At 38.1% G+C, this 26,087-nt stretch carries 26 protein-coding genes and 1 tRNA gene; 15 read left to right on the top strand and 12 right to left on the bottom strand.

What is annotated here, in order from left to right; genetic code table 11:
• The first annotated feature begins 94 nt into the window (after positions 1 to 94).
• Entirely contained in the window at positions 95 to 2,269 is a 2,175-nt protein-coding gene (locus ACWPKD_RS02355; protein WP_455411070.1) for an LTA synthase family protein, read from the top strand.
• A 24-nt stretch (positions 2,270 to 2,293) separates the two neighbouring features.
• Here ACWPKD_RS02355 and ACWPKD_RS02350 read toward each other — a convergent pair whose 3' ends face one another.
• Together ACWPKD_RS02350 and fabG are read right to left on the bottom strand one after the other, a co-directional pair.
• On the bottom strand, positions 2,294 to 4,321 hold the full coding sequence (locus ACWPKD_RS02350; protein ID WP_455411069.1) for a hypothetical protein: 2,028 nt from the start codon (positions 4,319 to 4,321) through the stop codon (positions 2,294 to 2,296).
• 75 nt (positions 4,322 to 4,396) lie between these two features.
• The gene (fabG, locus tag ACWPKD_RS02345; RefSeq protein WP_455411068.1) at positions 4,397 to 5,143 is read right to left on the bottom strand and encodes a 3-oxoacyl-[acyl-carrier-protein] reductase; all 747 of its coding nucleotides are present in this window, start codon (positions 5,141 to 5,143) and stop codon (positions 4,397 to 4,399) included.
• A gap of 127 nt (positions 5,144 to 5,270) precedes the next feature.
• Here fabG and ACWPKD_RS02340 point away from each other — a divergent pair, with 127 nt between their 5' ends.
• The 7 genes from ACWPKD_RS02340 to ACWPKD_RS02310 all read left to right on the top strand — a co-directional run bounded on the left by ACWPKD_RS02340 (position 5,271) and on the right by ACWPKD_RS02310 (position 10,941).
• On the top strand, positions 5,271 to 5,819 hold the full coding sequence (locus ACWPKD_RS02340; RefSeq protein WP_455411067.1) for an RNA polymerase sigma factor: 549 nt from the start codon (positions 5,271 to 5,273) through the stop codon (positions 5,817 to 5,819).
• A 20-nt stretch (positions 5,820 to 5,839) separates the two neighbouring features.
• On the top strand, positions 5,840 to 6,103 hold the full coding sequence (locus ACWPKD_RS02335; protein WP_455411066.1) for a hypothetical protein: 264 nt from the start codon (positions 5,840 to 5,842) through the stop codon (positions 6,101 to 6,103).
• 4 nt (positions 6,104 to 6,107) lie between these two features.
• Entirely contained in the window at positions 6,108 to 6,557 is a 450-nt protein-coding gene (locus ACWPKD_RS02330; RefSeq protein ID WP_455411065.1) for a hypothetical protein, read from the top strand.
• A complete protein-coding gene (locus ACWPKD_RS02325; protein ID WP_455411064.1) occupies positions 6,557 to 7,252 on the top strand; it encodes an MbnP family protein in 696 nt (231 codons plus the stop codon). Before ACWPKD_RS02330 ends, ACWPKD_RS02325 begins: the two co-directional genes overlap by 1 nt.
• On the top strand, positions 7,249 to 8,274 hold the full coding sequence (locus ACWPKD_RS02320) for a cytochrome-c peroxidase (RefSeq protein ID WP_455411063.1): 1,026 nt from the start codon (positions 7,249 to 7,251) through the stop codon (positions 8,272 to 8,274). Before ACWPKD_RS02325 ends, ACWPKD_RS02320 begins: the two co-directional genes overlap by 4 nt.
• 67 nt (positions 8,275 to 8,341) lie before the next feature.
• Complete coding sequence (locus ACWPKD_RS02315) at positions 8,342 to 9,685, top strand: YHYH protein (protein ID WP_455411062.1); 1,344 nt, start codon at positions 8,342 to 8,344, stop codon at positions 9,683 to 9,685.
• A gap of 71 nt (positions 9,686 to 9,756) precedes the next feature.
• Entirely contained in the window at positions 9,757 to 10,941 is a 1,185-nt protein-coding gene (locus tag ACWPKD_RS02310) for a cytochrome-c peroxidase (protein WP_455411061.1), read from the top strand.
• Between the two features lie 57 nt (positions 10,942 to 10,998).
• Here the strand turns inward: ACWPKD_RS02310 and sucD are convergent, their stop codons facing one another.
• The 9 genes from sucD to ACWPKD_RS02265 form a co-directional block, all read right to left on the bottom strand.
• Positions 10,999 to 11,886 (bottom strand): succinate--CoA ligase subunit alpha, encoded by an 888-nt coding sequence (gene sucD, locus ACWPKD_RS02305; RefSeq protein ID WP_455411060.1) that lies wholly within the window; start codon positions 11,884 to 11,886, stop codon positions 10,999 to 11,001.
• Between the two features lie 106 nt (positions 11,887 to 11,992).
• Positions 11,993 to 12,355, bottom strand: a complete 363-nt coding sequence (locus tag ACWPKD_RS02300) for a nuclear transport factor 2 family protein (protein WP_455411059.1) — start codon at positions 12,353 to 12,355, stop codon at positions 11,993 to 11,995.
• Entirely contained in the window at positions 12,345 to 13,286 is a 942-nt protein-coding gene (locus tag ACWPKD_RS02295; RefSeq protein ID WP_455411058.1) for a UDP-3-O-(3-hydroxymyristoyl)glucosamine N-acyltransferase, read from the bottom strand. The genes ACWPKD_RS02300 and ACWPKD_RS02295 overlap by 11 nt, the downstream gene beginning before the upstream one ends.
• Before the next feature lie 16 nt (positions 13,287 to 13,302).
• Complete coding sequence (gene efp / locus ACWPKD_RS02290) at positions 13,303 to 13,869, bottom strand: elongation factor P (protein ID WP_455411057.1); 567 nt, start codon at positions 13,867 to 13,869, stop codon at positions 13,303 to 13,305.
• Between the two features lie 36 nt (positions 13,870 to 13,905).
• The gene (gene lpxA, locus ACWPKD_RS02285) at positions 13,906 to 14,694 is read right to left on the bottom strand and encodes an acyl-ACP--UDP-N-acetylglucosamine O-acyltransferase (protein ID WP_455411056.1); all 789 of its coding nucleotides are present in this window, start codon (positions 14,692 to 14,694) and stop codon (positions 13,906 to 13,908) included.
• A 10-nt stretch (positions 14,695 to 14,704) separates the two neighbouring features.
• Positions 14,705 to 16,093 (bottom strand): bifunctional UDP-3-O-[3-hydroxymyristoyl] N-acetylglucosamine deacetylase/3-hydroxyacyl-ACP dehydratase, encoded by a 1,389-nt coding sequence (locus ACWPKD_RS02280; RefSeq protein ID WP_455411055.1) that lies wholly within the window; start codon positions 16,091 to 16,093, stop codon positions 14,705 to 14,707.
• A gap of 18 nt (positions 16,094 to 16,111) precedes the next feature.
• A complete protein-coding gene (lpxD, locus tag ACWPKD_RS02275; protein WP_455411054.1) occupies positions 16,112 to 17,140 on the bottom strand; it encodes a UDP-3-O-(3-hydroxymyristoyl)glucosamine N-acyltransferase in 1,029 nt (342 codons plus the stop codon).
• A 122-nt stretch (positions 17,141 to 17,262) separates the two neighbouring features.
• Positions 17,263 to 18,498: an HD domain-containing protein gene (locus ACWPKD_RS02270; RefSeq protein ID WP_455411053.1), complete on the bottom strand. Its 1,236-nt coding sequence runs from the start codon at positions 18,496 to 18,498 to the stop codon at positions 17,263 to 17,265.
• A 46-nt stretch (positions 18,499 to 18,544) separates the two neighbouring features.
• Positions 18,545 to 18,958: a hypothetical protein gene (locus ACWPKD_RS02265; protein ID WP_455411052.1), complete on the bottom strand. Its 414-nt coding sequence runs from the start codon at positions 18,956 to 18,958 to the stop codon at positions 18,545 to 18,547.
• Positions 18,959 to 19,145: 187 nt separating this feature from the next.
• Between ACWPKD_RS02265 and porX the strand changes: the two genes are divergently transcribed.
• The 6 genes from porX (at position 19,146) to ACWPKD_RS02235 (ending at position 23,506) form a co-directional block, all read left to right on the top strand.
• The gene (gene porX, locus ACWPKD_RS02260; protein ID WP_455411051.1) at positions 19,146 to 20,699 is read left to right on the top strand and encodes a T9SS response regulator signal transducer PorX; all 1,554 of its coding nucleotides are present in this window, start codon (positions 19,146 to 19,148) and stop codon (positions 20,697 to 20,699) included.
• Between the two features lie 101 nt (positions 20,700 to 20,800).
• The gene (gene tsaE / locus ACWPKD_RS02255) at positions 20,801 to 21,223 is read left to right on the top strand and encodes a tRNA (adenosine(37)-N6)-threonylcarbamoyltransferase complex ATPase subunit type 1 TsaE (protein ID WP_455411050.1); all 423 of its coding nucleotides are present in this window, start codon (positions 20,801 to 20,803) and stop codon (positions 21,221 to 21,223) included.
• 51 nt (positions 21,224 to 21,274) lie between these two features.
• Entirely contained in the window at positions 21,275 to 22,468 is a 1,194-nt protein-coding gene (locus tag ACWPKD_RS02250) for an alanine dehydrogenase (protein ID WP_455411049.1), read from the top strand.
• A gap of 44 nt (positions 22,469 to 22,512) precedes the next feature.
• Positions 22,513 to 22,887, top strand: a complete 375-nt coding sequence (locus ACWPKD_RS02245; protein WP_455411048.1) for a DUF4258 domain-containing protein — start codon at positions 22,513 to 22,515, stop codon at positions 22,885 to 22,887.
• A gap of 55 nt (positions 22,888 to 22,942) precedes the next feature.
• A tRNA-Val gene (locus tag ACWPKD_RS02240) sits at positions 22,943 to 23,017 on the top strand.
• Between the two features lie 219 nt (positions 23,018 to 23,236).
• Complete coding sequence (locus ACWPKD_RS02235) at positions 23,237 to 23,506, top strand: hypothetical protein (RefSeq protein WP_455411047.1); 270 nt, start codon at positions 23,237 to 23,239, stop codon at positions 23,504 to 23,506.
• A gap of 32 nt (positions 23,507 to 23,538) precedes the next feature.
• Here ACWPKD_RS02235 and ACWPKD_RS02230 read toward each other — a convergent pair whose 3' ends face one another.
• Positions 23,539 to 24,705, bottom strand: a complete 1,167-nt coding sequence (locus ACWPKD_RS02230) for a proline dehydrogenase family protein (protein ID WP_455411046.1) — start codon at positions 24,703 to 24,705, stop codon at positions 23,539 to 23,541.
• A 94-nt stretch (positions 24,706 to 24,799) separates the two neighbouring features.
• Here ACWPKD_RS02230 and aroB point away from each other — a divergent pair, with 94 nt between their 5' ends.
• Positions 24,800 to 25,867, top strand: a complete 1,068-nt coding sequence (gene aroB, locus ACWPKD_RS02225) for a 3-dehydroquinate synthase (RefSeq protein WP_455411045.1) — start codon at positions 24,800 to 24,802, stop codon at positions 25,865 to 25,867.
• The last annotated feature ends 220 nt before the right edge of the window (positions 25,868 to 26,087 follow it).

The raw sequence follows: 26,087 nt of genomic DNA, 5'->3' as shown, positions 1-26,087 counted from the left end.
ACTAATTAAAGGGAAACAGGCAACACTTCTTAAGCTAATATTAAGCGTTTAAAATTCAGTATCTTATAATTTTGTAATGTTAAATTCATCCCCAATGAAATCATTAAAAAACGCATATCCCTTTATAATTTTAGGTTCTTTCTATCTGCTTGCAAACATGATTCTGAGAATTGTTCTGTTGTTTCATCCTCTAACACAGGCAACTATGGGTTTTGGCAATGCGTTTAAGATTTTTGGAACCGGATTGGTTTCCGATGTTTTTGTTTTTGTGATAGCCAGCTCAATCTTATGGTTGTACTTACTCTTTATATCAAATGCCAAATTCAGCAAGCCTTGGGGTTACATTATCTTTTCGCTGCTTTTAGCTTTATTGGCTTACACTTACTTTTTCAATACTATTTTAAATGAATACGGCGGAGTTGTACCGACAATAGGCATAAGTTTCATTGGACTGAAAACCTTATTGTTCGGACTGCTATTGTTTTTTCCAAAATACAGAAAACAACTGCGATTGACTTTATATTCCGTAACTGTTTTCCTTTTTGTAGTAATCATTATTCAAAATGCAGTAAGTGAATTCTTTTTCTGGAATGAATTCGGTGTGCGCTACAATTTCATAGCCGTTGATTATCTGATTTACACCAATACAGTAATTGGCAACATCATGGAATCCTATCCTGTAGTTCCGTTGTTTATTACCATCGGAACTATTGCTTTGTTATCGACTTATTTCATTGTAAAAAAATCTAAAGGCTATCTTGAAAACCTACCTTCGTTATCCGATAAACTTAAACTGTCTGTAGTTTATCTTTCTTTATTTGTCCTGTCTTTTTTTGTTTTACCATTTTTGGCAAAATCTGAAAAATCCGCGAATATTTTCAACAACGAATTGCAATCCAACGGTGTATATAAATTTTATCTGGCGTTTCAAAACAGTGAACTCGATTATCTGAAGTTCTATTCAAGTGTGCCGGAAAAAGAAGCGTTTACAATCTTAAAGAACGAATTGCATACAAAATTTAAAAACTCAACTGTTCGCCATATTGCTTCCGAACAGCCTGAAATTCACAAAAATGTGGTACTCATAACGATCGAAAGTTTAAGCGCTGACTTTATGAATGCATACGGAAACAAAGAGAACATCACACCTTTCCTTGACAAATTAAGTTCGGAAAGTTTATTTTTCACTAACCTTTATGCCACGGGAAACAGAACCGTCAGAGGACTTGAAGCCGTAACTTTATGCATTCCTCCTACTGCCGGCGAAAGCATTATCAAGCGAATTGACAATAAAAATAAATTCTCAACGGCGTCTGTTTTTAATGAGAAAGGCTATCAAGTCAAATACCTTTATGGAGGCGATGCTTATTTTGACAATATGGAAGATTTCTTCAAAGGGAACGGCTATGATGTTGTAGACAAAAAAACATTCAAACCGAACGAGATTACTTTTTCGAATATTTGGGGAGTTTGTGATGAAGATATGGCCAGAAAAGCAGTTACAACCATGAATGAAGAAGCGAAATCAGGCAAACCTTTTTTCAATCATTGGATGACGGTCAGCAATCATCGCCCGTTTACATATCCTGACGGCAAAATCGACATCCCTGCAGACCAAAAATCCCGAAAAGGCGGCGTGAAATATACCGATTACGCTATTCATAAGTTTTTTGAAATGGCCAAGAAAGAGCCTTGGTTCAAAAATACGGTGTTTGTAATCGTGGCTGATCATTGCGCTTCAAGTTCGGGAAAAACAGAATTACCTATGGAAAAATACCGAATCCCGGCCATAGTTTACGCGCCAGATTTCATCAAACCACAGCTATACACCAAGTTAATGTCACAAATTGATGTAATGCCTACAGTTTTTGGTTTGTTGCATTTCGATTACGACAGTAAGTTTTATGGACAGGATGTTTTTAAGAAAGAATACAGTCCCCGCGCTTTCATTGCAACCTACCAGGATTTGGGATTGATCAAAAACAATGTATTGACCATTATTTCGCCGGTGAAAAAAGTAAAACAGTTTAATCTTGTGGCTTTGCCCTCGGATGCTAAAGGCATTTCTGTTAAATACGAAGAAAAACCGATTAACCAGTTACAAACCGATTTAGTTTCTGAAACGATTGCTTATTACGAAACCGCATCAAAGGTTTTGAAACATAAGAAATACCAACGATTAGTAGTTAACCGACTAAGCCATACTACTTCTGACGATTCACAAAACAATATTCATCCGCAACAGAAGAAATATTTGTCTAAATCGTAAGTAAGTATAATCTAAAAAGGGAGATTAAAGAAGCCCGTTGTATTTACGGATAAACCATTCCGCAGCTAAACAAACCGCTGTGAATACCAAAAGCCAAACCCAGTCAATCAGCGGGGTTTGTTTGATAACTGCTTTTTCGGTTGGTTTGTAATTCTCGTTTTTAGCAAGAAAATCAATCAGTTGCTCAATCCGGTTAGGAAAATAGGCTTTACCATTAGTATTCGAAGCCAATTGGTTTAAACGATCCAAATCCGGATTGATAAATTGCTTTTCGATTTCAAAATCAAGCACCTGAAAATTCCCGGCATACTGTGTTTTGGAATTGTTTTCTTTTACCGTAAAACTGTAATTTCCATGCTCTAAACCATCAAGACTTACTTTGAATTCATTATTCCCTTTCAGGAAGTCATATGATTTTACAGCCTTGGTTTGGTTGTTTTTAAGCTGAATTGTTAATCGCGCGTTTTCGTCAAACTCGTAGTTTTTATTGAAATACTGTGCCGAAATCTCAATGGTTTCACCGGAATTATAAAAACTTTCGTGATTCACCACCAATGATTTTTTAGCTGCATTGGAAGCCAGATACTGAATGATCTTGTCTGCAAAAACATCAAATTCTTCAAACGATTTTGTTTTCAGATGCGTTTCCATACGCCATTTCCAGATGTTTTCCCCAAAAAGGAAGGCATTTCGTTTCAGACCGTTTTCTGAAAAAGCAAGCAACGGATTTTCTGTAGCAATGTTTCTTACTTTTGATTTCAGAAGCACATTAGGATTTTCTTTCATCGTAACAGTGCCGAAAGGATGCTCCAATGGTGGAAACTGCTCAAAACCTATATCGTCCAGCGCAAACGAATTAAACTGCGAATTGAATTCCGCCGTATAATCTTCCTTTAAACCGGAAACTTTAAAATTAACCTGACTGACATATTGCTGCAACAGATTGAAATCGGTATTCATTCCGGTGATTACAAAACTATTCAGCTGAAGCTTTTTATTCTGCTCCAAAACAGTTCTGAACTGCGCATCAGGTTGGTATAAAATCAAAACATTATAATCTTGTAACGTTTTGATTTCGTTTGGTTTAATTATAGTTACTTTACGTTGTTGATTAGATTCAATTGCGCGTTTCAAAGCACCCAAATCCGGATGATTAACAGATGAAATTAAGGCGATTTCAGAACGCTGATCGATTACTTCAACAGCAAAATTCTTTACGTTATTATAGCTGTTTTTTTCTTTTTCAGAAGAAGAAATAACCGCTTTATACGTTTGCACTCCAACACTGTTTGCATTCAGTAAAACGGAAACAATTTGTGATTTATTTGATGATGAAAACGAAACATTCTGTTTGTGAATAGTACTGTTTCCCTGCTGAATACTAAACGTTGCAGTAACCGGTTTCTTTCCACTGTACTGCAGAAAAACCTCTACAGGAAATTTATTTTTCAGAAATGCATACTTATTCGCATTTAACTGATTGATTTTCAAATCCAGAAAAGCAGTCGTATCCCCTAAAACAATCGGATAGGCCGTTGTATTTTGCTGAAAACTGTAAACATAATCGTTCCCAACAGTCTGATTTCCATCAGTTAACATCACCAACGGATAATGCTGATTGCGGTAAAACTGCTTTAGGTTTTTGGCAACCTGATCAATATGGGTTTGTTTTCCTTTAAAATCCAATTCATTACCGGACTGAAAATCACCATCAAAACGGTAAAGTTGTACATCATATTTATCTTTCAGGGAATTGTTTTTTGACAGTTTCTCAGCAAGCTCTTTTGCAACAGCATCCTGACCCAACTCCTTAACAGATTGCGAGTTATCTACCACAATCGGTAATGGCGTTTTGGTAACTTCAAATGTTTTCTTCGAAATAACCGGGTTTATCAGTAATACAAATATGGATAACAGGGAAAGAAAACGTAAAAAAGCCAAAAGACGATTCACTTTAGCATCGCTTTTGGCTTTGTATAAATATTGGTAAAACGACAAACCTGCAGCAATCAATACCGATAACAGTAAAAGTAGAATGGTGCTTGTTGTCATTTTTGGTTATTTGGTTATTTGGTTATTTGGTTATTCGTTCCTGAAAACGCATAACTCATAATTCATAACACAGGATTAAGTTAGCATTCCTCCGTCTACGTTCATTACCTGACCGGTAACATAGGATGACAAGTCACAAGATAAGAAAACACAAGCGTTTGCTACATCTTCAGGAGTTCCGCCACGTTTTAAAGGAATACTCTCTCTCCATCCTTTAACAACATCCTCATTCAATTTAGCTGTCATTTCTGTTTCGATAAAACCAGGAGCGATTACATTACAACGGATGTTTCTTGAACCTAATTCCAATGCAACCGATTTAGAAAAACCAATAACTCCCGCCTTAGAAGCAGCATAGTTAGTTTGACCTGCATTTCCTTTAACTCCAACCACAGAACTCATGTTGATGATAGAACCTGCGCGGTTTTTCAACATGATTTTCTGAACTGCTTTAGTCATATTGAAAACCGATTTAAGGTTTACATCGATAACAGTATCGAAATCTTCTTCTGAGATTCTCATTAACAGGTTATCTTTGGTAATACCTGCATTATTGATCAAAATATCTACATTTCCGAACTCAGCAATTACATCGTCTACCAGTTTCTGAGCTTCATTAAAGTCTGCAGCATTTGACTGATATCCTTTTGCTTTAATTCCTAAAGCCGTTAATTCATTTTCCAATTCCTGAGCCGCAGAAGCCGAAGAACTGTAAGTAAAAGCAACGTTAGCACCATTTTTAGCAAATACTTCTGCTATTCCTCTTCCGATACCTCTACTCGCTCCGGTGATGATAGCGGTTTTTCCTTCTAATAGTTTCATTATTTTAATAATTGGTTTTTGTTTATTTTAGTGAAGTCAAAGATATTAATATTTTAAAGTAAAAAAAACCTAACTTAAATTAAACCTTAAGTAATTTAATAAGTCGAATAGTACATACTTATCCTTGATGGGCAACGAAAACATTATTTTCAAAAACATATACGATCAATTTAATATGATGGTGTACAATGTTGCCTTAAATTACGTGCAGAACACCGAAGATGCCGAGGAAATCACACAGGATGTCTTTGTGAAACTGCACGCCTCTCTGGAACAATTTGAGAATAAATCAACACTCAAAACATGGATTTACAGGATAACCGTTAACGAATGTCTGGATTTCATCAAGCACAAAAACAGCAAAAAGAGGTTTTTCATCTTCGGTAAAAAAACAACTGCACCTTCAGAAATCCAAAACCTGACCAATTTTGAACATCCCGGAATTTTACTGGAAAATAAAGAAAAGACCGAGATTCTTTTTTCCGTTATTAATGAACTGACCGAAAACCAGAAGACCGCTTTCCTGTTATCGAAACTGGATGGCCTTTCCAATCCTGAAATTGCAGCAATTATGGAGTTGAGTATTTCCTCAGTCGAATCACTTGTTTTCAGGGCTAAAAGCGCTTTACAGGAAAAACTTTCTGCTAAATTTGAAAATTACCGCAAGAAAAAATAAAATTAATCGTCTAATGTAATATGGAACGAGATCAATTCATAAACGAAATACTTAACAGTGCCGATCACATTAAAAAGGTCCGCCCAAGTGCCGGTTTGTATTCTAAGATCGAAAGCAGGATTTATAATTACAAAGTATCCGCAAGAACAATGTGGATGGCAGCTGCTTCCATAGCAATATTATTGACAATCAATATATTGCTAATTACCAAAGCCGAAAAGCAGCAAAACAATGCAACTGCTTCTTTTGAGCAAACGCTTAACGCGTCAAACGAATTATATTAATATCATGAGCAAAACGAAATTATTAACGTTATCCGTGATCATTTTAACCCTTTTGAATCTGGGTTTGCTGATTTTCTTATTTTCCCATGGCGGAAAAAAAAGACCGATGCCACGTGAAATCATCATCGAGAAATTACACTTTGATGACTCGCAAATCGTTGCTTATGACAAAATAATCAAGGAACATCAGCAAGCTATCCGAACGCTAGACAAATCCATAAGAGAGACTAAAAACGAGGCTTACAGCCATCTGAATGATGCTACTGTGGATGAAAACACAAAGAACCGCTTACTCAATAAAATTGCTGTTTATCAGGCGAAGATTGAAACCACACATTTTAACCATTTCATGGAAATCAAAGCGATTTGCAAACCGGATCAGCTGGAGGATTTTAAAAACCTGACAACGGAACTCTCAAAAATATTTGGCCATCCGCCAGGACCAAAAAAATAATGCTTACTAAATGGGTCTACATACTAATTTGCTTATTCCATTTTCCAATTGTCTTTGCACAGAAGGAAAATGACTCACTGCAGCTGAATTTACACCTTAAATTCGGCCGCAGTGATTTATTACTTAACAAACCGTATATTTCTAAAAATCAAGACACTCTTCAAATTACCACTTTAAAATTTTACCTGTCGGATATTAAAGTGTATTACAAAGACAAAACTACTTTTCAGCAACAAAACAGCTTTCATTTAATTGATATAGAGAAGCCGGGTTCGATGCGAATTCCTGTTTCGAAATACAAAACAGCCAGTATTGAAAAAATAACGTTCAACATCGGAATTGACAGTTTAACCAGTTCTTCCGGGGCTCTGGGAAGTGATTTAGATCCTACAAACGGTATGTATTGGGCCTGGCAGAGCGGTTATATCAATTTCAAAATAGAAGGAATCAGTAAAAGCTGCTCAACCCGAAAAAAAGCCTTTCAGTTTCACATAGGCGGCTATCAGAGCCCTAATTACGCTATGCGTTCCGTAGCACTTCATCCGAAGAAAACCAATAACGAGGTAAACATAAGCTGTGATATTGCTGAATTCTTCGCCTCCGTAAAACTAAGTTCCGAAAACAGTATTATGATTCCGGGACCAAGCGCTATGAAACTTGCCGATTATTCCGCTAAAATGTTTTCTGTGGAATGAACAAAAAGGCTTCCATACGAATATTTACAGGGCTGACAATGTTGACTTTGTTGGCCTTTTCAAAAATCAACACTACCCCTATTTATCTCGATATCCCGAAAGGTTGGCCTAAACCAACGTACGATTTCAAAAAAAATCCTTTAACCGAAGAAGGTTTTCAGTTAGGAAGAAAATTATTCTACGAACCGATGCTCTCGCGTGACAATACGATTTCCTGTTCGAGCTGTCATTTGCAGGCTACGGGTTTTACGCATGTAGATCATGATTTAAGCCACGGTATCGAAGGCAAAATCGGAACACGCAATTCTTTAACCCTGATGAATTTAGCCTGGTCGAAAAATTTCATGTGGGACGGAAGCATCAATCATTTGGAAGTTCAGCCCCTTGGCCCTATAGAAAGCCCTGTCGAAATGGATGAAAAGCTTGCTAACATTGTTGTTAAGCTCCAAAACAATGAGCAATACGTTTCTTTATTCGAAAAAGCCTTCGGAACCAGAAAAATTACAGGACAATTGACTTTAAAAGCCCTTTCACAGTTTTTGGTAATGCTGAAAACATCCAATTCCAAATACGACAAAGTCATCCGAAAGGAAGAAAAATTCACAGAAAGTGAGCAAAAAGGCTACGATTTATTCAAAAACCATTGCGCTTCCTGTCATACCGAACCGCTTTTCACTAATAATAAATTCGAGAATAACGGATTAGCGATGGATGAATACCTGAAAGATGCCGGACGGATGAAAATCACCCAAAACCCAAAGGATTCTCTAAGATTCAAAGTTCCGACGCTCCGAAATATCCAATTTACCTTTCCGTACATGCACGATGGCAGGTTCAAAACGTTGACCGAAGTCGTAAAACATTACAATACCGGAATTGTAAAAAGCAAAACGTTGTCGAAGCAATTGATCAGAAACAAAAATCTTTCAGATAACGACCGCACTGATTTGGTAGCTTTCCTGAAAACATTATCCGATAAAGAATTCCTCTTCGATACCCGATTTTCCTATCCTTCAAAATAATTTTTACATTTTCGCGCAAGAATAAAATTGTTTTAGCGTCTAAGTTTTAGAACCAATAAACTAACTCATGACTAAATTTATTTTTGCCTTCGGATGTTTGTCTTTGAGCTTACTGTCTTTTGCACAAACAAATCCTGCAATAACCGGCTGGTTGCGAAACACCACAGGAATTACCGGCCGCCATTATGTTTCCGGGAACGCTACTCCTATTAACGACGCTGTTTTGGCCAATGTGCAAACGGTACAGTATTCTGCCAATTGGGTTTACGCCACCACCAACGGAATCCCGGCTTATATCACTGGCCCTTTTCTGGACGGAAATCCTTCATTGGCAACTTCACAAAACGCCGCTATTTTTAAGTTCCCGTTAAACCCAACCCAAAACACCGGAACTCCAACAGCTACTAACGGCGGAAATATTGGATTGTTTGTTAACGGCGTTGCCTTATTTGATTATCGCGATGGTGTTTCCTGGAAAAGTTCTACCAATACAATAGCAGGTGGACCTGTTGGTGGAACCGGAGACGGTGTTTGGAACCGTGATGCTATTGTTGCGGAAAGAAGCGGCTTCGATTGTAACAAAGCGCATCCGGCGATGGGCAATTATCATCATCACCAAAATCCGAGTGCTTACAATTTAGATTTAACAGTTCTTTCAACGATTTGTTCCACATATCCGGCTGATGGTCTGTATGTTATCTATGCATCACAACACTCTCCTTTACTTGGTTTTGCCTACGACGGATTTCCGATATATGGTGCCTACGGTTATGCTAATGCTGATGGAACGGGTGGAATTGTGCGCATGAAATCAAGTTTTCAATTAAGAAATATTACAACGAGAACTCATTTATACGATGGTACAAACGTAACAGATGGCCCTGCAGTAAGTGCGACCTATCCGTTAGGGTATTTCAGGGAAGATTACGAATTTGTTTCCCATCCTACCGATGCAAGTTATCTTGATATCCACAATGGCCGTTTCTGTGTGACTCCGGAATATCCGGCTGGTATTTACTGTTACTTTGCTACGGTTGATGCCAATCATAATTCAGCTTATCCTTATGTGGTCGGACCAACTTTCTATGGAAATAAAACGGCTGTAAAAGTTACTACGATTTCAGAATCCACAACAACATTAGCAACTGCAAATTTTACATCAAGCAATTTAGATGCAGTAATTTACCCGAACCCGGCTCAGGAATTCATAGCTATACAATCACAATTAACGGAAAATGATTTATCGGTTCAGTTAATTGATGAATTGGGCAGAGTCGTTAAAGAGAATAAAATCCTTCAGGGAAGTACCTTGAGCATTCTTGAAGTCGATAGTGTATACAACGGTGTTTATTTTGTACGTCTTTCTGATGGAAAAAACACTAAAAGCTATAAGGTTATTATTAAAAAGTAAACCTGTTTTCAGGAATCTGATTAAACCCAATATCAAAAACACAGTCCAATTAGAAACCAAACGCTAAGCTTATGAAAAAACTAACGCTCTTTGCGATGACACTACCATGGTTTTTGTTATCCTGCAACAATGAAAACGGTGACTACACATCGGTACCAACCTACCCTAATGTTGAAGCTGAATTTGATGGTGCAATTAATCTGAACAATCTTACTAATTACGCCAATCAGACCGTTCCCGGTTATATCACTAAAGACAATTCGACTTTTAACCCAATTACCGATGCCGGTGCAACACTGGGAAGAGTTTTATTTTATGATAAAAACCTTTCTTCGAACAACACGGTTTCCTGCGCGAGTTGCCATCAGCAGGCCAATGCTTTTAGCGACACCAATGTGGCGAGTATCGGAGTGAATGGTACAACGGGAAGACATGCGATGCGATTAATCAACACGCGTTTTTCCAATGAGGTGAAATTCTTTTGGGATGAAAGAGCCGCAAGTTTGGAAATCCAGTCTACCATGCCTATCAAAAACCATGGAGAAATGGGCTTTAGCGGAGCTGACGGCGATCAGGATTTTACAGCTTTGATTGCTAAATTAAGCGAGAAAGGCTACTACAAAGAACTATTCAAGTTTGTATACGGTTCTGAAGAAATTACGGAAACTAAAATCCAGACGGCATTAGCGCAATTCATAAGAAGTATTCAGTCCTTTGATTCCAAATACGATACAGGAAGAGCTAGTGCTGCAAATGACAATCAGCCATTTACAAATTTTACAGCACAGGAAAACCAAGGAAAAAATTTATTTTTGACACCTCCAGTATTTGATGCAACCGGCTCGCGTACCGGCGGCGGTTTTGGTTGTGCAGGATGTCATGCCGCTCCTGAATTTGATATCGATCCCAACACCGGAAACAACGGCATAATCGGAGTGTTAAACGGGACAGGAATTGATGTGACCAACACCAGAGCCCCTTCACTTAGAGATTTAGTTAAAACCGACGGAACTACAAACGGCCCAATGATGCATACCGGAGTAATCACCAGCTTACAGGCTGCCATCGGTCATTATGGAACCATAAATCTTGCACCGGGCAATAGCAATTTAGATCCGCGATTAAGACCCGGCGGAAACGGGCAGCGACTGAATCTTACGGCCAACGAAGTGAATTCCGTGATTGCTTTCCTGAGAACACTTTCCGGAACAGATGTTTACGTAAATCCGAAATGGTCGAATCCTTTTCCGAATTAAATACAATAAAAAAGCCCCGAGAATCTCGGGGCTCTTAAATTTATTTAAGCTACTAAATTACTTTACAGCAACTAAGTCTAAAACTTCTTTTACTTTTTTACCGATTTCAGCCGGTGAATCTACAACGTGAATACCGTTTTCTCTCATGATACGTTTTTTAGCTTCCGCTGTATCATCAGCACCACCAACGATTGCACCTGCGTGACCCATTGTACGACCTTTAGGAGCAGTTTCTCCTGCGATGAAACCTACAACCGGTTTTCTGTTTCCGTCAGCTTTAATCCATTTAGCAGCATCAGCTTCTAATTGACCACCGATCTCACCAATCATGATGATACATTCTGTCTCAGGATCGTTCATTAATAACTCAACCGCTTCTCTTGTTGTAGTTCCGATGATTGGATCTCCACCGATACCGATAGCAGTTGTAATACCAAACCCTTGACGAACTACCTGATCTGCAGCTTCGTAAGTTAACGTTCCTGATTTAGAAACGATACCGATTTTTCCTTTTTTGAAAACGAAACCTGGCATGATACCAACTTTAGCTTCTTCCGGAGTAATTACACCCGGACAGTTAGGACCTACCAAACGACAGTCTTTTCCTTTGATATAATCGTATGCTGTGATCATGTCTGCAACAGGAATTCCTTCTGTAATACAAATGATTACTTTGATTCCGGCATCAGCAGCTTCCATAATGGCATCAGCAGCAAATGCAGGCGGAACGAAAATGATTGAAGTATCGGCACCAGCCTGAACCACTGCATCTTTAACAGTGTTGAAAACCGGACGATCCAAGTGCGTTGATCCTCCTTTACCCGGAGTAACACCACCTACTACGTTTGTACCGTATTCGATCATTTGGGAAGCATGGAAAGTTCCTTCACTTCCTGTAAATCCCTGAACAATTATTTTAGAATTTTTATTTACTAAAACACTCATGATATCGTTTTTTATGTTGTTTTTAAAATTTGTAATGCAAAAATAGACTTTTGGAAGAAATATCTAAAGTATTTTGCAATAAAGTTTTGAAGTTTTTTCAAGGAAATTATCCCAATTGGGTCATTTGGTAACCACGGTATAATTTACCGTCATTTACCTCCCAAATTACAACTACATAAGCCATAATCTGCTCTTCTTTTGGAGTTTCAATTGGCGAAACAAAGTAAGCGTACCTTACGGTAACCGTATTCCCTTCTTCCAAAATATGTGAAAATTCAGCTCTTGTTGAACTGTAGGAACGATTCATCTCTTTAGCAAATTCTAACAAATCGCTTTTTCCCATCTTTAAAAAACCTTTGGAACTGTGCCAATGGAATTCTAAATCATCATGAACAAGTTTTTCAATAACCTCCTGATTTCGGTATGGGTCCAATTGATAAAACTCGGCAACGAGTTCTTTAGCCATCATTTTTGTTGAGTTTGTTAAGTATTTCAGGTATTTTTTTAACGTTGGCAAGTTGTTTCAGCTTTTCACGGGATTCTTCGATTGGTGTTCCGAAATAGGTTTTTCCGCCTTCAACGGATTTGGTAACCCCGGTTTGCCCAAGAATAATTGCTTTTTCCCCAATGGTAATACCGCTCGTAGTTCCTACCTGTCCCCAAAGCGTTACTTCATCTTCGATTACCACGCACCCGGCAATACCGGTTTGTGAAGCAATAAGGCATTTTTTACCGATAACGGTATCATGTCCGACATGCACCTGATTATCAATTTTGGTTCCGGCTCCGATCGTAGTATCACCCGTTACACCTTTATCAATAGTACAAAGGGCTCCGATCCCAACGTTATCTTCAATGATCACACGACCACCGGACAACAACTGATCAAAACCTTCCGGGCGTTTCTTGTAATAAAACGCATCGGCACCTAAAATACTTCCCGAATGAATGATTACATTATCTCCGATGATACAATTGTCATAAATGGATACATTGGAATGGATCAGACAGTCTTTTCCGATTGAAACGTTGTTACCAATAAAACAATTCGGTTGGATTACAGTTCCCTCTCCTATTTTAGCCGATGCTGCAATCGCTGAATTTGAAGACTGAAACGGTCTGAAATGTTTGGTCAGTGTATTGAAATCGCGAAAAGGATCGTCAGAAATCAATAAAGCTTTACCATCCGGACAATCTACTTTTTTGTTAATCAAAACAATAGTTGCCGCCGATTGCAAAGCCTTATCGTAATACTTGGGATGATCAACAAAAACAATATCTCCTCGTTCCACTACGTGAATTTCGTTCATTCCATGTACAGGAAAACGTTCGTCGCCTACAAATTCACATTGAATAATGTCTGCAATCTCTTTAAGAGTGTGTGTTTTTGGGAACTTCAAGCTATATTTTTTAAAATTATTCTTTTACACGCTCCATGTAAGAACCTGTAGCTGTGTCAATTTTGATTTTATCACCTTCGTTGATGAACAATGGCACGTTGATTTGAGCGCCTGTTTCAACTGTAGCAGGTTTTGTTGCGTTAGTTGCAGTATTTCCTTTTACTCCAGGCTCCGCATAAGTTACTTCTAAGACAACTGAAGCCGGCATATCTACTGATAAAGGCGCTTCGGTTTCCGCATTGATCTGAACCATTACGTTTGTTCCTTCTTTCAATAACTCAGGAGCATCCAAAATATCTTTGTTCAATGAAATCTGCTCGTATGTTTCGTTGTTCATGAAGTGGAAATCGCTTCCTTCCGCATACAAATACTGAAAAGTGTGCGTTTCAACACGAACTACTTCAATTTTATGCCCTGAAGAAAAAGTGTTATCAAGTACTTTTCCGTTGGTTAAACTTTTCAGTTTAGTTCTTACGAAAGCCGGTCCTTTACCCGGTTTTACGTGTAAAAACTCAATGATTTTATAAATATCGTGGTTAAATTTAATGCACAATCCGTTTCTGATATCTGCTGTAGTTGCCATTCTTGTTTGTTATTGATTTATTACTTGTTTTTTTAATTAAAATGCTCCTCCTGTATATCCTTTCATAATTCCTCTGGAAGAATTACGGATAAACATTATGATTTCGTCGCGCTCCGGAGTTGCCTCCATTTCAGCTTCTATAATGCTCAATGCCTGAGTCGTGTTATAGTTTTTCTGATACAAAATTCGGTAAATATCCTGAATTTCACGTATTTTTTCTGTTGAAAAACCTCTTCTTCTCAAACCTACTGAGTTGATTCCCACATAAGAAAGCGGCTCTTTTGCTGCTTTTGTAAAAGGAGGCACATCTTTACGAACCAATGAACCACCGGAAATCATGGCATGATCACCAATATGGATAAACTGATGAATTGCTGCCAATCCTCCGATTACCGCATAATCACCAACAATAACGTGTCCTGCCAAAGCAACACCATTCACGATAATTGCATTGTCACCAATGTGGCAATCGTGTGCAATGTGAGCTGTCGCCATGATCAGACAGTTTTTACCAATCTTGGTTTGTCCCGATGCAATAGTTCCTCTGTTAATGGTAACACACTCTCTTACAGTAGTGTTATCACCGATGATCGCAAGTGATTCTTCACCCCCGAATTTCAAATCCTGAGGAACGGCTGAAATAACAGCTCCCGGGAAAATATTACAGTTTTTACCGATTCTTGCACCTTCCATAATGGTAACATTAGAACCAATCCAGGTTCCTTCACCAATTTCAACATTGTTATGAATAGTTGTAAAAGGTTCGATCACTACATTTTTTGCAATTTTCGCCCCCGGATGCACGTATGCTAACGGTTGATTCATAAATCTCTTTTTAGTTCTTTTTTACAATTTGAGCCATTAATTCTGCTTCGGTAACCAATTTACCATTAGCATAAGCACTTGCCTGCATGTGGCAAATACCTCTTCGGATTGGGGATAACAAATCTAATTTAAAGATAAGCGTATCACCCGGCAAAACCTTATGTTTGAATTTCACATTGTCAATCTTCATAAAATACGTTAAGTAGTTTTCAGGATCCGGAACAGTACTTAAGATCAAGATGCCTCCTGTCTGAGCCATTGCTTCAACAATTAAAACCCCCGGCATTACAGGTGCTCCCGGGAAGTGTCCCACGAAAAATTGCTCGTTCATGGTAACATTCTTAAGACCAACCACATGAGTGTCTGACATTTCAAGGATTTTATCCACCAAGATGAAAGGATAACGGTGTGGCAACATCGACTGGATCTTGGTCACATCCATTAGTGGTTCTTTATGCAGGTCATAAACCGGAACATGGTTTTTCATTTCGTTCTTGATGATTTTAGACATTTTTTTCGCAAACATAGTGTTTACAAAATGCCCCGGTTTGTTAGCAATTACTTTTCCTTTTATTTTCATACCGATCAAAGCCAAATCACCCACCACATCCAATAATTTGTGACGCGCAGCTTCATTCGGATAATGTAACGTAAGATTGTCCAGGATTCCGTTTGGTTTTACACTAATACTTTCTTTATCGAAAGCCACTTTCAGGCGTTCCATGGTTTCAGGGGAAATCTCTTTATCAACGTATACGATAGCGTTGTTCAAATCGCCGCCTTTGATTAATCCGTGCTCTAACAAACCTTCAAGTTCATGTAAAAAGCTGAATGTACGACAATCTGCAATTTCCGTTTTGAATTCCGAAATGGATTTCATCGTTGCATTCTGGGTACCAAGCACTTTGGTTCCAAAATCAACCATAGCGGTAACCTGATAATCATCAGCAGGAATTATTGTAATTTCACTACCGGTAGCTTCGTCAGTAAAGGAAATAACTTCTTTTACCACATATACTTTTCTTTCAGCATCCTGCTCCTCGATTCCAACTTTCTCAATAGCTTCCACAAAATATTTTGAGGAACCGTCCATGATTGGTGGCTCGGAAGCATCTAACTCGATAATCACGTTATCTACATCGCAACCTACAAAAGCTGCCAAAACATGTTCAGAAGTTTGAATTTTAACCCCTAATTTCTCAAGATTAGTACCTCTTTGGGTATTTACCACATAATTAGCATCTGCTTCAATTACAGGCTGACCTTCCAAATCAACACGCACAAAGGTGTATCCGTTGTTTGCCGGTGCCGGTTTGAACGTCATTACTACGTCCTGTCCGGTATGCAGCCCTACTCCTTTTAATGTAATTTCACTTTTAATGGTTGTTTGTTTAACCATGACTTAGTTATTTTAATTTTAGTTTGTTTCGTTTATTGTTTTTTTCAACTGATGGATTTCATCCACAATCTTAGGAAGATTTTTAAAATGCACGTACGATTTGTTATAATCGCCGTAGTTTAAAGCCGGACTTCCCTGAATCACTTCTCCGTCTTTTATATTTCTTCCAACACCGGATTGTGCCTGGATACGAACATTATTACCTATCACAATATGGCCCGCAATTCCTACCTGCCCGCCTATCATGCAGTTTTTACCAATTTTTGTAGAACCTGCCACTCCGGTTTGCGCTGCAATTACAGTATTCTCACCAATTTCCACGTTATGTGCAATTTGAATCTGATTGTCCAGTTTTACACCTTTTCGGATAATCGTTGAACCCAAAGTAGCACGATCAATGGTTGAACATGCTCCAATTTCTACATTGTCTTCAATGATAACATTGCCAATTTGCGGCACTTTTGTATAGGTTCCGTCTTCCTGAGGCGCAAAACCGAAGCCGTCCGACCCGATAATCGTACCGGAATGAATGGTACAGTTTTTACCGATTTCAGATTCCGAATAAATTCGCGCACCGGCAAAAAGAACGGTTCCGTCTCCGATAACAACATTATCCCCGATAAAACTGTTCGGATAAATTTTTACGTTGTCGCCTATTTTGACATTCTTCCCAAGGTAACAAAAGCTTCCCAAATAAAGGTTTTCGCCGTAAGTTACACCTTCAGAAACAACCGAAGGCTGCTCGATACCGGATTTCATCAGTTTCACCTGATTGTAATACTCTAATAATTTTGAAAAAGACTTGTAAGCATCTTCAACTTTAATTAAAGTGGTTTCGATTTCCTGTTCCGGAACGAACGTATTGTTAACGATTGTTATGCTGGCTTTAGTGGTGTATATGTAATTCAGGTATTTCGGATTGGCTAAAAAAGTAAGTGAACCTTCTGTACCTTCTTCAATCTTGGCTAATTTATAGACTTCCACTGAAGGGTTCCCCACAACTTCCCCTTCAAGAATACCTGCTATTTGTTCTGCTGTAAATTTCATCTTATAAGATTTAATTTCCCATCGGTATAAGATGGAACTCACTACTATTTAAAGTGCTTACTACACCCATTTTTTAGTTTGGTTCATTTTAACCCGACAAAAATATAAAATTTAATTCATTTTTAACTTTCCGATAACACTTTTGGAAAGCAGATAAAATATTTGGTCACCGGTTTTGAAAGCGCTTTCAAATGAAGCTGATCGGATGCTTCCACCACATCTTCAATGGTACGATCTTTCTTTAAAATATGAATCGGTTCGCCGGTTTTGTTGTAAGCCTGATTTTTCAGTTTTCCCTTAAAAACAAAGTACTCAGCCTCTTTTTCGGTTAATTGATATTTTTCTATATAACGTGTTTTAAAATCATTTAATTGCTCTTTGCTGATTTTCTCTTCCGACATCTGGATTCGCATCAGATCACGATTGATAATCATCGAACTCAGGGTTGACAACACATAATCTTCATGAAACTGCCAGGATTTAATGGCACTTACTATATCGAAATCATCTAACAAAGCGAATTTTTTTAAGATTTCCGGAGCGAATTCATCCATGGTGATTCGGTTCTGCATAAAAAACTGCAAAGGCTCACTGCATGGCAAAACAACTCCCTTCTGAGTAAGCTCTTTTGCTCTTTTCAGGATTTTGGTTAGGATGAGTTCCGCTACAACACTGGTTTTATGAAGGTAAGCCTGCCAATACATCAAGCGTCTGGCCACAAGAAATTTTTCTACGGAATAGATACCTTTTTCTTCGATGACCAAAATATCATTTTCGACATTCATCATCTGGATAAGCCTTTCGGAATTGATGTTCCCTTCGGCTACACCGCTGTAAAAACTGTCGCGCTTCAGATAATCCATCCTGTCCATATCCAACTGACTGGAAATAAGCTGCAACATGAATTTTCGGTGGTAATCGCCTTTGAAAATCTGAATAGCTAAAGAAAGCTGTCCGTCAAACTCTTTGTTCAACTGATTCATAAAAAGCAAAGAAATCTCTTCATGATGCACGTCCTCCACAATGCTGTGTTCCATCGCATGCGAAAAAGGCCCGTGTCCTATGTCGTGTAAAAGAATAGCAATATATAAAGCCGTTTCTTCGTCGGATGAAATTGCAATGCCTTTAAAACGCAAAGTCTGAACCGCTTTCTGCATCAGGTGCATACAACCCAGCGCATGATGGAAGCGCGTGTGATGCGCTCCCGGGTAAACAAGATAAGACATTCCCATCTGGGAAATCCTCCTAAGTCTCTGAAAAAAAGGATGTTGTATTAAATCGTAAACTAAAGTATTCGGAATGGTTATAAAACCATAAATGGGATCGTTGAGGATTTTTAACTTATTAATTTGAGTCACGTAGGAATGTATTTACTACAAATATAAAGATTTAGTCCATACATGCTTACCGCACACTCAACAATTGTTGTTTATAAATCCCTTTAGCTATCACTTTTGATTGATTGTTGATATGAAATTCCTCAACATTCCGGTTGCTTTTATTGAACAACGATACATTGACGATACTGTCATCTACCCATCTGTATTCGGCAAATTCATAATCCTGATCCGTGCCGTAAACAAAGTTTTTATCACAGCTTACCTCGTTGTTTTTGTTGTTGTAAATCACTGCCATGTATGCACTTCCGTTGGCGTCGATCCTGTAAACTTCTACGGTTTTGTCTTTAACGTAACAGGTTTTCAGGTTCTGTTGCCAGTTTTTGGTTTTGCGCACATCTTTGATTTTTACAGTATGTGTATCGTTGTTTACAAAAGTGGAGCATATAAAAGAAGCGAAGAGTAGAATTGTAAGTTTCATAACATTCTGATTTAAAGTTATCTACTAATTTATTAAGGATTAACTGTAAAACCTTTTTTTGTCGATAACTATAAAAAATACGCGATGAATGACCGCTTTTCATTTTAATGACTGATTTTTACAATAATTTTAACCACAATCCGTTGATAAAACCATAAATTGCACATTAATTCAACAACACATCACTATGAGCCAGATAAAGATACTTTGGGTAGATGACGAAATCGATTTACTGAAACCACATATATTATTCCTTGAAAAAAAGGGATACAACGTAACCACCTGTAATAATGGCCAGGATGCTATCGAAGTCTTTGAGGACGACAATTTTGACATTGTTTTCCTTGACGAGAATATGCCCGGACTGAGCGGCCTGGAAACCCTTTCGGAAATTAAAGAAAAGAAATCCGCAACACCGGTAATCATGATTACTAAGAGTGAGGAGGAATATATCATGGAGGAAGCAATCGGTTCTAAAATTGCCGACTATCTTATCAAACCGGTAAATCCGAACCAAATCTTGTTGAGTCTGAAAAAGAACCTTGATCATTCCAGACTTGTATCTGAAAAAACCACTTTGGATTACCAGAAAGAATTCCGAAAAATAGCAATGGATATGGCCATGGTGAATTCGTATGAAGACTGGGTCGAGCTATACAAAAAACTATTGTTCTGGGAAATCGAACTGGAAAACATTGAAGACCAAAGCATGGTGGAAATCCTTGAAAGTCAAAAACTTGAAGCCAATTCCCAATTCGGGAAATTCATTGAGAAGAATTACGAGAAATGGTTTTCCAGCGAAGATAACAGACCGTATCTTTCCCATGAAATCTTCAGAAAACTGGTTGTGCCCGAAATCCGAAAAAAAGACAAACCTATCCTTTTTGTGGTAATCGACAACCTGCGTTACGATCAGTGGAAAGCTTTTGAAAGTGTAGTAAATAATCATTACAAACTGGAAAAAGAAACCAGCTACTTCTCCATCCTGCCCACTGCAACACAATATGCCCGAAATGCAATCTTTTCAGGTTTATTACCCGTGGATATGGAAAAAAATTATCCGCAATACTGGAAAAACGATATAGACGAAGGCGGTAAAAACATGTTCGAAGGTGAATTTCTTACCGAACAACTCAAACGCCTGCGCATCGACATCAAACAGGAATATTTCAAGATTACCAATTTCAAAGACGGAAAAAAACTTGTCGACAACTTTAAAGCTTTAAAAAGCAATGACTTAACCACTGTGGTTTACAATTTTGTAGACATGCTTTCCCATGCCAAAACCGAAATGGACGTGGTTAAAGAATTAGCATCCAACGACAAAGCTTATCGTTCATTAACGCTCAGCTGGTTTAGAAATTCACCGCTACTTGAGATTATTCAATTAGCACAACAACAAGGTTTCCGATTGATTTTAACTACAGATCACGGAACCATCAACTGTAAAAACCCGTCAAAAGTTATCGGGGACAAAAACACAAGTTTGAATTTACGCTATAAAACCGGCCGAAGCCTTACTTATGAAGACAAAGATGTTTACGTGGTAAAAGATCCTAAAAAAGTCGGACTGCCTTCCATCAACATGAGCAGTTCGTTCATTTTTGCGAAAAACGATTTGTTTCTGGCCTATGTAAACAACTACAACCATTACGTAAGTTACTACCGAAATACGTATCAGCACGGCGGTATTTCACTGGAAGAAATGATCATACCGTTCCTGGTATTTGAACCAAGATAATCAGCAATCAACAACTGATTTTTAGAATTGTAGGAATTAATCTTTGAATTTGGGTAGTTTTTGCTACATTTGAAAACGAAGATTAATTCCTCTTATTTTATATGATGACTAACCCCTTGGAAATTAGCTTTTCCCTGAATGAAATTCAGGATGTGGCCCGCAGAATATTGTCGCAACCGCTTAAAAAAGTAATTACATTTCATGCGGAAATGGGTGTCGGAAAAACCACCCTCATCAAAGCTTTGGTTAAAGAATTAGGCGTAGACGACATGACCTCCAGCCCTACTTTTTCATTGGTTAACGAATATCATTCCGATAACGGGGAAATCATCTACCATTTTGACCTGTACCGTTTAAATTCAGAAGAAGAAGCCTACGACATGGGCATTGACGAGTATTTTTATTCCGGGAACTGGTGCTTTATAGAATGGCCGGAAAAAACACCGCATCTTATTCCGCTGGATCATGCTTCCATTCACATCAAGCAACTTCCTACCGGAAACCGCATTTTGGTTCTCAAATAAAGGTCTTTTACAATTTTTTCGTAACTTGTACTAAACAATCACAACAACATCATGCCAATAACACCTTTTTCGTCGCAACAATTAATTCCGCAGGAAGAAAAACTGGAAGTGACCAAGCACAAAAGCCAGCTTTTTATTGGAATTCCAAAAGAAACGTGTTATCAGGAGCGAAGAATCTGTTTGACACCTGATGCTGTAATTTCCCTTACTTCTCACGGTCACCGTGTGTTATTGGAATCCGGAGCAGGTTTAAGTTCAAGTTATTCCGATAAAGAATACAGCGAAGCCGGTGCGGAAATCACCAGCGACACCAAAAAGGTTTTCAGTTGCCCTATGCTTTTAAAAGTTGAGCCGCCTACGCTGGAAGAAATCGAAATGATTAACCCTCAAACGATTATCATTTCTGCCTTACAGATTAAAACACAGAAGAAAAATTATTTTGAAGCATTAGCCACTAAAAGAATCACCTCGCTTGCTTTTGAGTTTATTAAAGATGAAGACGGTTCCTACCCTGCTGTTCGTTCCCTTTCAGAAATTGCCGGAACAGCCTCAGTATTAATTGCTGCTGAATTAATGATCAATCAGTCTATCGGAAAAGGACTTTTGTTTGGAAATATTACAGGAGTCCGTCCGACGGAAATCGTGATTTTAGGTTCGGGAACTGTAGCGGAATATGCTGCCAGAACTGCTTTAGGATTGGGTGCCAACGTTAAAGTTTTCGACAATTCAATTACCAAACTTCGTCGTTTACAAAACACTTTGAACCAACCGATTTTCACTTCAACGATTCAGGAAAAATCTCTGCTTAAATCTCTTATGCGTTGTGATGTGGCCATCGGAGCCATGCGAGGTAACAACCGAACTCCAGTCGTTGTAACGGAAACCATGGTGGAACATATGAAAAAAGGCGCTGTAATTGTAGACGTAAGTATCGACACGGGCGGATGTTTTGAAACAGCAGAAATTACAACCCACGAAAAACCGATTTTCATCAAGCACAATGTAATTCATTATTGTGTTCCGAATATTCCTTCCCGTTATTCCAAAACGGCTTCCATGACTATCAGTAACATCATCACACCTTTCCTTATTCAGATTGCAGACGATGGCGGAATCGAAAGCGCCATTCGCTTCAACAGAGGTTTGAAAAACGGTGTTTACATGTATCACGGGCTTTTGACCAACAAATCCATAGCAGATTGGTTTAACATTCCTTACAGAGATATTAATTTGATTGTATTCTAGCGTATCGTTTTCAGATTACCTATTTTTGCCGAAAATAAAATACAATGAAATTCATACACCGCTTATCTTATTTTCTTATCGGATTATTATTAGGAGGAATCTTTTTAATGTTTTTCTTTCAGAAGAAGAAAACCGAATTCTGCTACATGCCTAATTGCAGGGTTTTGAAAGATTTAAGAAGCAAACCTATTCAAATTTCAAAGGAAGCCGACGCTAAAATGAAGGAGAAAGTCCTTACAATGGAAGATATTAAAGCGTGTCTTAAAAATGGTGATGTCGATTTCTCAAAAAGCAACAAACCGGCACAAAACGGCAAATTGTATGTGATTGAAGGATTAACTACTAAAAACGAAGAGATTACTGTTGAAATGATCAATCAGTCTGAAAAAGTTATTTTAAACAGTATTCAAAAACAATAAAAAAATTCAAACTCCTTGTGTAATCAAATATTGAATGTATATTTGCAACACAATAGGGCGATTAGCTCAGCTGGTTCAGAGCACCTCGTTTACACCGAGGGGGTCGGGGGTTCGAACCCCTCATCGCCCACTAAAAGCACTCAATTTGAGTGCTTTTTTTATACGCCAATAATTTCTATTATATGCCCCACACCGTCTACATCCTCTATTGTTCTACTATAGATAAATTCTACGTCGGTTATTCTGCTAATCTTCAAGTGCGAATAATCTTCACCTCAATCAAAAAGTTCTCGAATTAGGCTGATTTTATACTATTTTCCTGAAAATTTCGTTAGTATTAAAAAAGATCATGAAACTCAACCTTGCCCTTTTTTCTGCAATCAACAGCTTTTTAGTCGCGCAGTTTCTTTTCTTTATCGACGAAGGCTATTACGATTTCCGATGGATGGAAGATGCCGGGAACTGGTTGGTATTTGCAGTCTATTTTGTGGTAATCTTCGGGATGCTCATTCTTATCAATGCAATGCTCGATAAATATAAAGTCAGCCGTACCTATCAGGTTGCTATCAACTTAATAATCTTCCCGATAATCCTGTTAATTGTAAACCACTATTTTTAAATAAAAAAAACTCCGATTATCGGAGTTTTCATTTATAGTTTTCTACGTTTCTTTTCGGTTTCCAACAACATCAGTTCTCTACCTGTTTGTCCTGCCACCGAAGTGTTTTCCTGAGCGCGACGAATCAGATACGGCATCACGTCGCGAACCGGTCCGAATGGTAAATATTTTGCAACGTTGTATCCGGATTCCGCCAAATTATAACTGATATTATCACTCATTCCGTATAATTGCCCGAACCAGATTCTGTTGTCATTTTTTGTCATTCCTTTTCCTGCCATCAAATCCATTAATCTGTACGAACTCAATTCGTTATGAGTTCCTGCAAAAATAGCCATAGTGTCAATGTGCTGCATCATATAATCGATACAGGCATTGTAATTATCATCTGTTGCTTGTTTTGAAACACAGATTGGGTTTTTATAACCTTTTTCTTCTGCGCGTTTAGCTTCTTTTTCCATGTAAGCACCACGCACAACTTTCATTCCGATATGGAAACCGTCCGCTTTTGCTTGTTCGTGTAATTTCTTCAGGTAATCCAAACGATCCCAACGGTACATTTGCAGTGTATTGAAAATCAACGCTTTTTCCTTGTTGTATTTTTTCATCATTTCGGCCACCAAATCATCGGCAGCATCCTGCATCCAGCTTTCTTCAGCATCGATTAAAATCATTACATCTTTATCGAAAGCCGTTTTACAGATGATTTCAAAACGATTCACCACCCTGTCCCACTCTGCTTTTTCACTATCGGTAAGCGGCTGATTTTCACCAATCTTCTCGTATAATCCGATACGTCCGACTCCTGTTGGCTTAAACACGGCAAACGGAATAGCTTCTTTGGCTTTGGCAAATTCAATCGTTTTAAGCGTCATTTCCAAAGCAGCGTCAAACTGCGCTTCTTCTTCTTTTCCTTCCACAGAATAATCCAAAACGGAAGAAACACGCTTAGTGTACATTTTATCAACTACTTTCAAGCAATCTTCTTCGCTCACACCACCACAAAAATGATCAAAAACAGTACTTCTGATAATACCTTCCACCGGCAAATGCAGGTTTAACGCAAAATTCGTTAAGGAAGTTCCCATTTTTACCAACGACGGATTACCGATCATTTTAAAAAGGAAATGCGCTCTGTTTAATTCTCTGTTATTCTTAAGTGCAAAAGCTACTTCTGTATTGTTGAAAATTTTTTCCATTGTATTGTTATAAATCGCTTGCAAATATAAGGAGCGTTTGAAAATAATTGATAAAAAATCCCTTATTTTGCGACTTCATTAACAATACTTCAAAATGCAAACCATAAAAGCCAACGGTTATTCAGTTTATTTCAACGAAAACAGCTATACTTATTTAAGTGAAGTACTTAAGCCTGAGGAATTTTCCAAAGTATTCATCTTAGTTGACAGCAAAACCAGCGAATATTGTTTGCCTGCTTTTTTAGCCAATCTGGCTACCGAAGCACCTATTGAAATTGTTGAATTTGAGGCTGGAGAAGAGTTTAAAAACATCGAAACCTGCTTCGAAATATGGTCAGCTTTAACAGAATTGGGCGGCGACCGAAAAAGCATTATCATCAATCTTGGCGGTGGTGTGGTTACGGATTTAGGCGGATTTGTGGCTTCAACCTTCAAACGCGGTATCGAATACATCAATGTTCCCACTACCCTTTTGGCTATGGTTGACGCTTCCATCGGTGGTAAAAACGGTGTGGATTTAGGAAACCTGAAAAACCAGATCGGAACTATTACAACGCCAAAATCAGTGTTAATTGACACTGCATTTTTAGCTACTTTACCGCAAAACCAAATGCGTTCCGGATTAGCCGAAATGCTGAAACACGGTTTAATTCAGGACAAAAATTATTGGGAGAAATTCAAAAACCTAAAAGATTTAAGCACTGAGGATTTAGACACTTTAATTCACCAATCTGTTGAAATAAAAAACAATGTCGTAACACAGGATCCGACGGAAAACGGAATCCGTAAAGCGCTTAATTTCGGGCACACTTTAGGCCATGCCATCGAAAGTTATTTTCTGGAAAACGAAACCAAAACCGCTTTACTTCACGGGGAAGCCATCGCTGTGGGAATGATATTGGAAGGTCATCTTTCTTTAGAAAAAGGACTAATTTCAAACGATGAATATCAGGAGATTAAATACATTATCCTCGATTTATTTGACCGCATAAGTTTCAGTCCTGACGACATCAATAAAATAATGGATTTGCTGATTCACGACAAGAAAAATGAGTTTGGGAAAGTACAATTTGCGTTACTTCAGGGAATCGGTAATATAAAAATTAACGAATCTGCAGCAAACGAACTGATAATCAAGGCTTTTGAAGATTATAGTTGCTAACATTTTTTTAGCAAAAATCTTTTTAAATACATTTTAATATTTTTTACATTTGCGCTGATGAAAAAAAATCAGCATACTCAATTCGAAAACACCACAAACACAAGGAAAAGAAAGATTCTGTGCAAATTGCAGCGCATTGTTTTTTCCGTTAAGAGCTGTCAGAATTATGATGTTTTTCATTTCACCAACCCTCTTCACGAAGAATTACAGATTATATACG

It is taken from the genome of Flavobacterium pedocola (genome assembly GCF_053764385.1).
The sequence above is the reverse complement of the archived record's forward strand: the minus strand, read 5'-3'. Positions and strand labels throughout refer to the sequence as shown.

Coding starts and splice junctions, on each gene's coding strand:
- tsaE (WP_455411050.1), top strand. CDS start 20,801: ATGATGACTAACCCCTTGGAAATTAGCTTTTCCCTGAATGAAATTCAG.
- porX (WP_455411051.1), top strand. CDS start 19,146: ATGAGCCAGATAAAGATACTTTGGGTAGATGACGAAATCGATTTACTG.
- ACWPKD_RS02265 (WP_455411052.1), bottom strand. CDS start 18,958: ATGAAACTTACAATTCTACTCTTCGCTTCTTTTATATGCTCCACTTTT.
- efp (WP_455411057.1), bottom strand. CDS start 13,869: ATGGCAACTACAGCAGATATCAGAAACGGATTGTGCATTAAATTTAAC.
- ACWPKD_RS02280 (WP_455411055.1), bottom strand. CDS start 16,093: ATGGTTAAACAAACAACCATTAAAAGTGAAATTACATTAAAAGGAGTA.
- ACWPKD_RS02235 (WP_455411047.1), top strand. CDS start 23,237: ATGAAACTCAACCTTGCCCTTTTTTCTGCAATCAACAGCTTTTTAGTC.
- sucD (WP_455411060.1), bottom strand. CDS start 11,886: ATGAGTGTTTTAGTAAATAAAAATTCTAAAATAATTGTTCAGGGATTT.
- ACWPKD_RS02340 (WP_455411067.1), top strand. CDS start 5,271: ATGGGCAACGAAAACATTATTTTCAAAAACATATACGATCAATTTAAT.
- ACWPKD_RS02245 (WP_455411048.1), top strand. CDS start 22,513: ATGAAATTCATACACCGCTTATCTTATTTTCTTATCGGATTATTATTA.
- ACWPKD_RS02335 (WP_455411066.1), top strand. CDS start 5,840: ATGGAACGAGATCAATTCATAAACGAAATACTTAACAGTGCCGATCAC.
- fabG (WP_455411068.1), bottom strand. CDS start 5,143: ATGAAACTATTAGAAGGAAAAACCGCTATCATCACCGGAGCGAGTAGA.
- ACWPKD_RS02330 (WP_455411065.1), top strand. CDS start 6,108: ATGAGCAAAACGAAATTATTAACGTTATCCGTGATCATTTTAACCCTT.
- lpxA (WP_455411056.1), bottom strand. CDS start 14,694: ATGAATCAACCGTTAGCATACGTGCATCCGGGGGCGAAAATTGCAAAA.
- ACWPKD_RS02325 (WP_455411064.1), top strand. CDS start 6,557: ATGCTTACTAAATGGGTCTACATACTAATTTGCTTATTCCATTTTCCA.
- ACWPKD_RS02310 (WP_455411061.1), top strand. CDS start 9,757: ATGAAAAAACTAACGCTCTTTGCGATGACACTACCATGGTTTTTGTTA.
- ACWPKD_RS02350 (WP_455411069.1), bottom strand. CDS start 4,321: ATGACAACAAGCACCATTCTACTTTTACTGTTATCGGTATTGATTGCT.
- ACWPKD_RS02300 (WP_455411059.1), bottom strand. CDS start 12,355: ATGATGGCTAAAGAACTCGTTGCCGAGTTTTATCAATTGGACCCATAC.
- ACWPKD_RS02230 (WP_455411046.1), bottom strand. CDS start 24,705: ATGGAAAAAATTTTCAACAATACAGAAGTAGCTTTTGCACTTAAGAAT.
- ACWPKD_RS02355 (WP_455411070.1), top strand. CDS start 95: ATGAAATCATTAAAAAACGCATATCCCTTTATAATTTTAGGTTCTTTC.
- ACWPKD_RS02250 (WP_455411049.1), top strand. CDS start 21,275: ATGCCAATAACACCTTTTTCGTCGCAACAATTAATTCCGCAGGAAGAA.
- lpxD (WP_455411054.1), bottom strand. CDS start 17,140: ATGAAATTTACAGCAGAACAAATAGCAGGTATTCTTGAAGGGGAAGTT.
- aroB (WP_455411045.1), top strand. CDS start 24,800: ATGCAAACCATAAAAGCCAACGGTTATTCAGTTTATTTCAACGAAAAC.
- ACWPKD_RS02320 (WP_455411063.1), top strand. CDS start 7,249: ATGAACAAAAAGGCTTCCATACGAATATTTACAGGGCTGACAATGTTG.
- ACWPKD_RS02315 (WP_455411062.1), top strand. CDS start 8,342: ATGACTAAATTTATTTTTGCCTTCGGATGTTTGTCTTTGAGCTTACTG.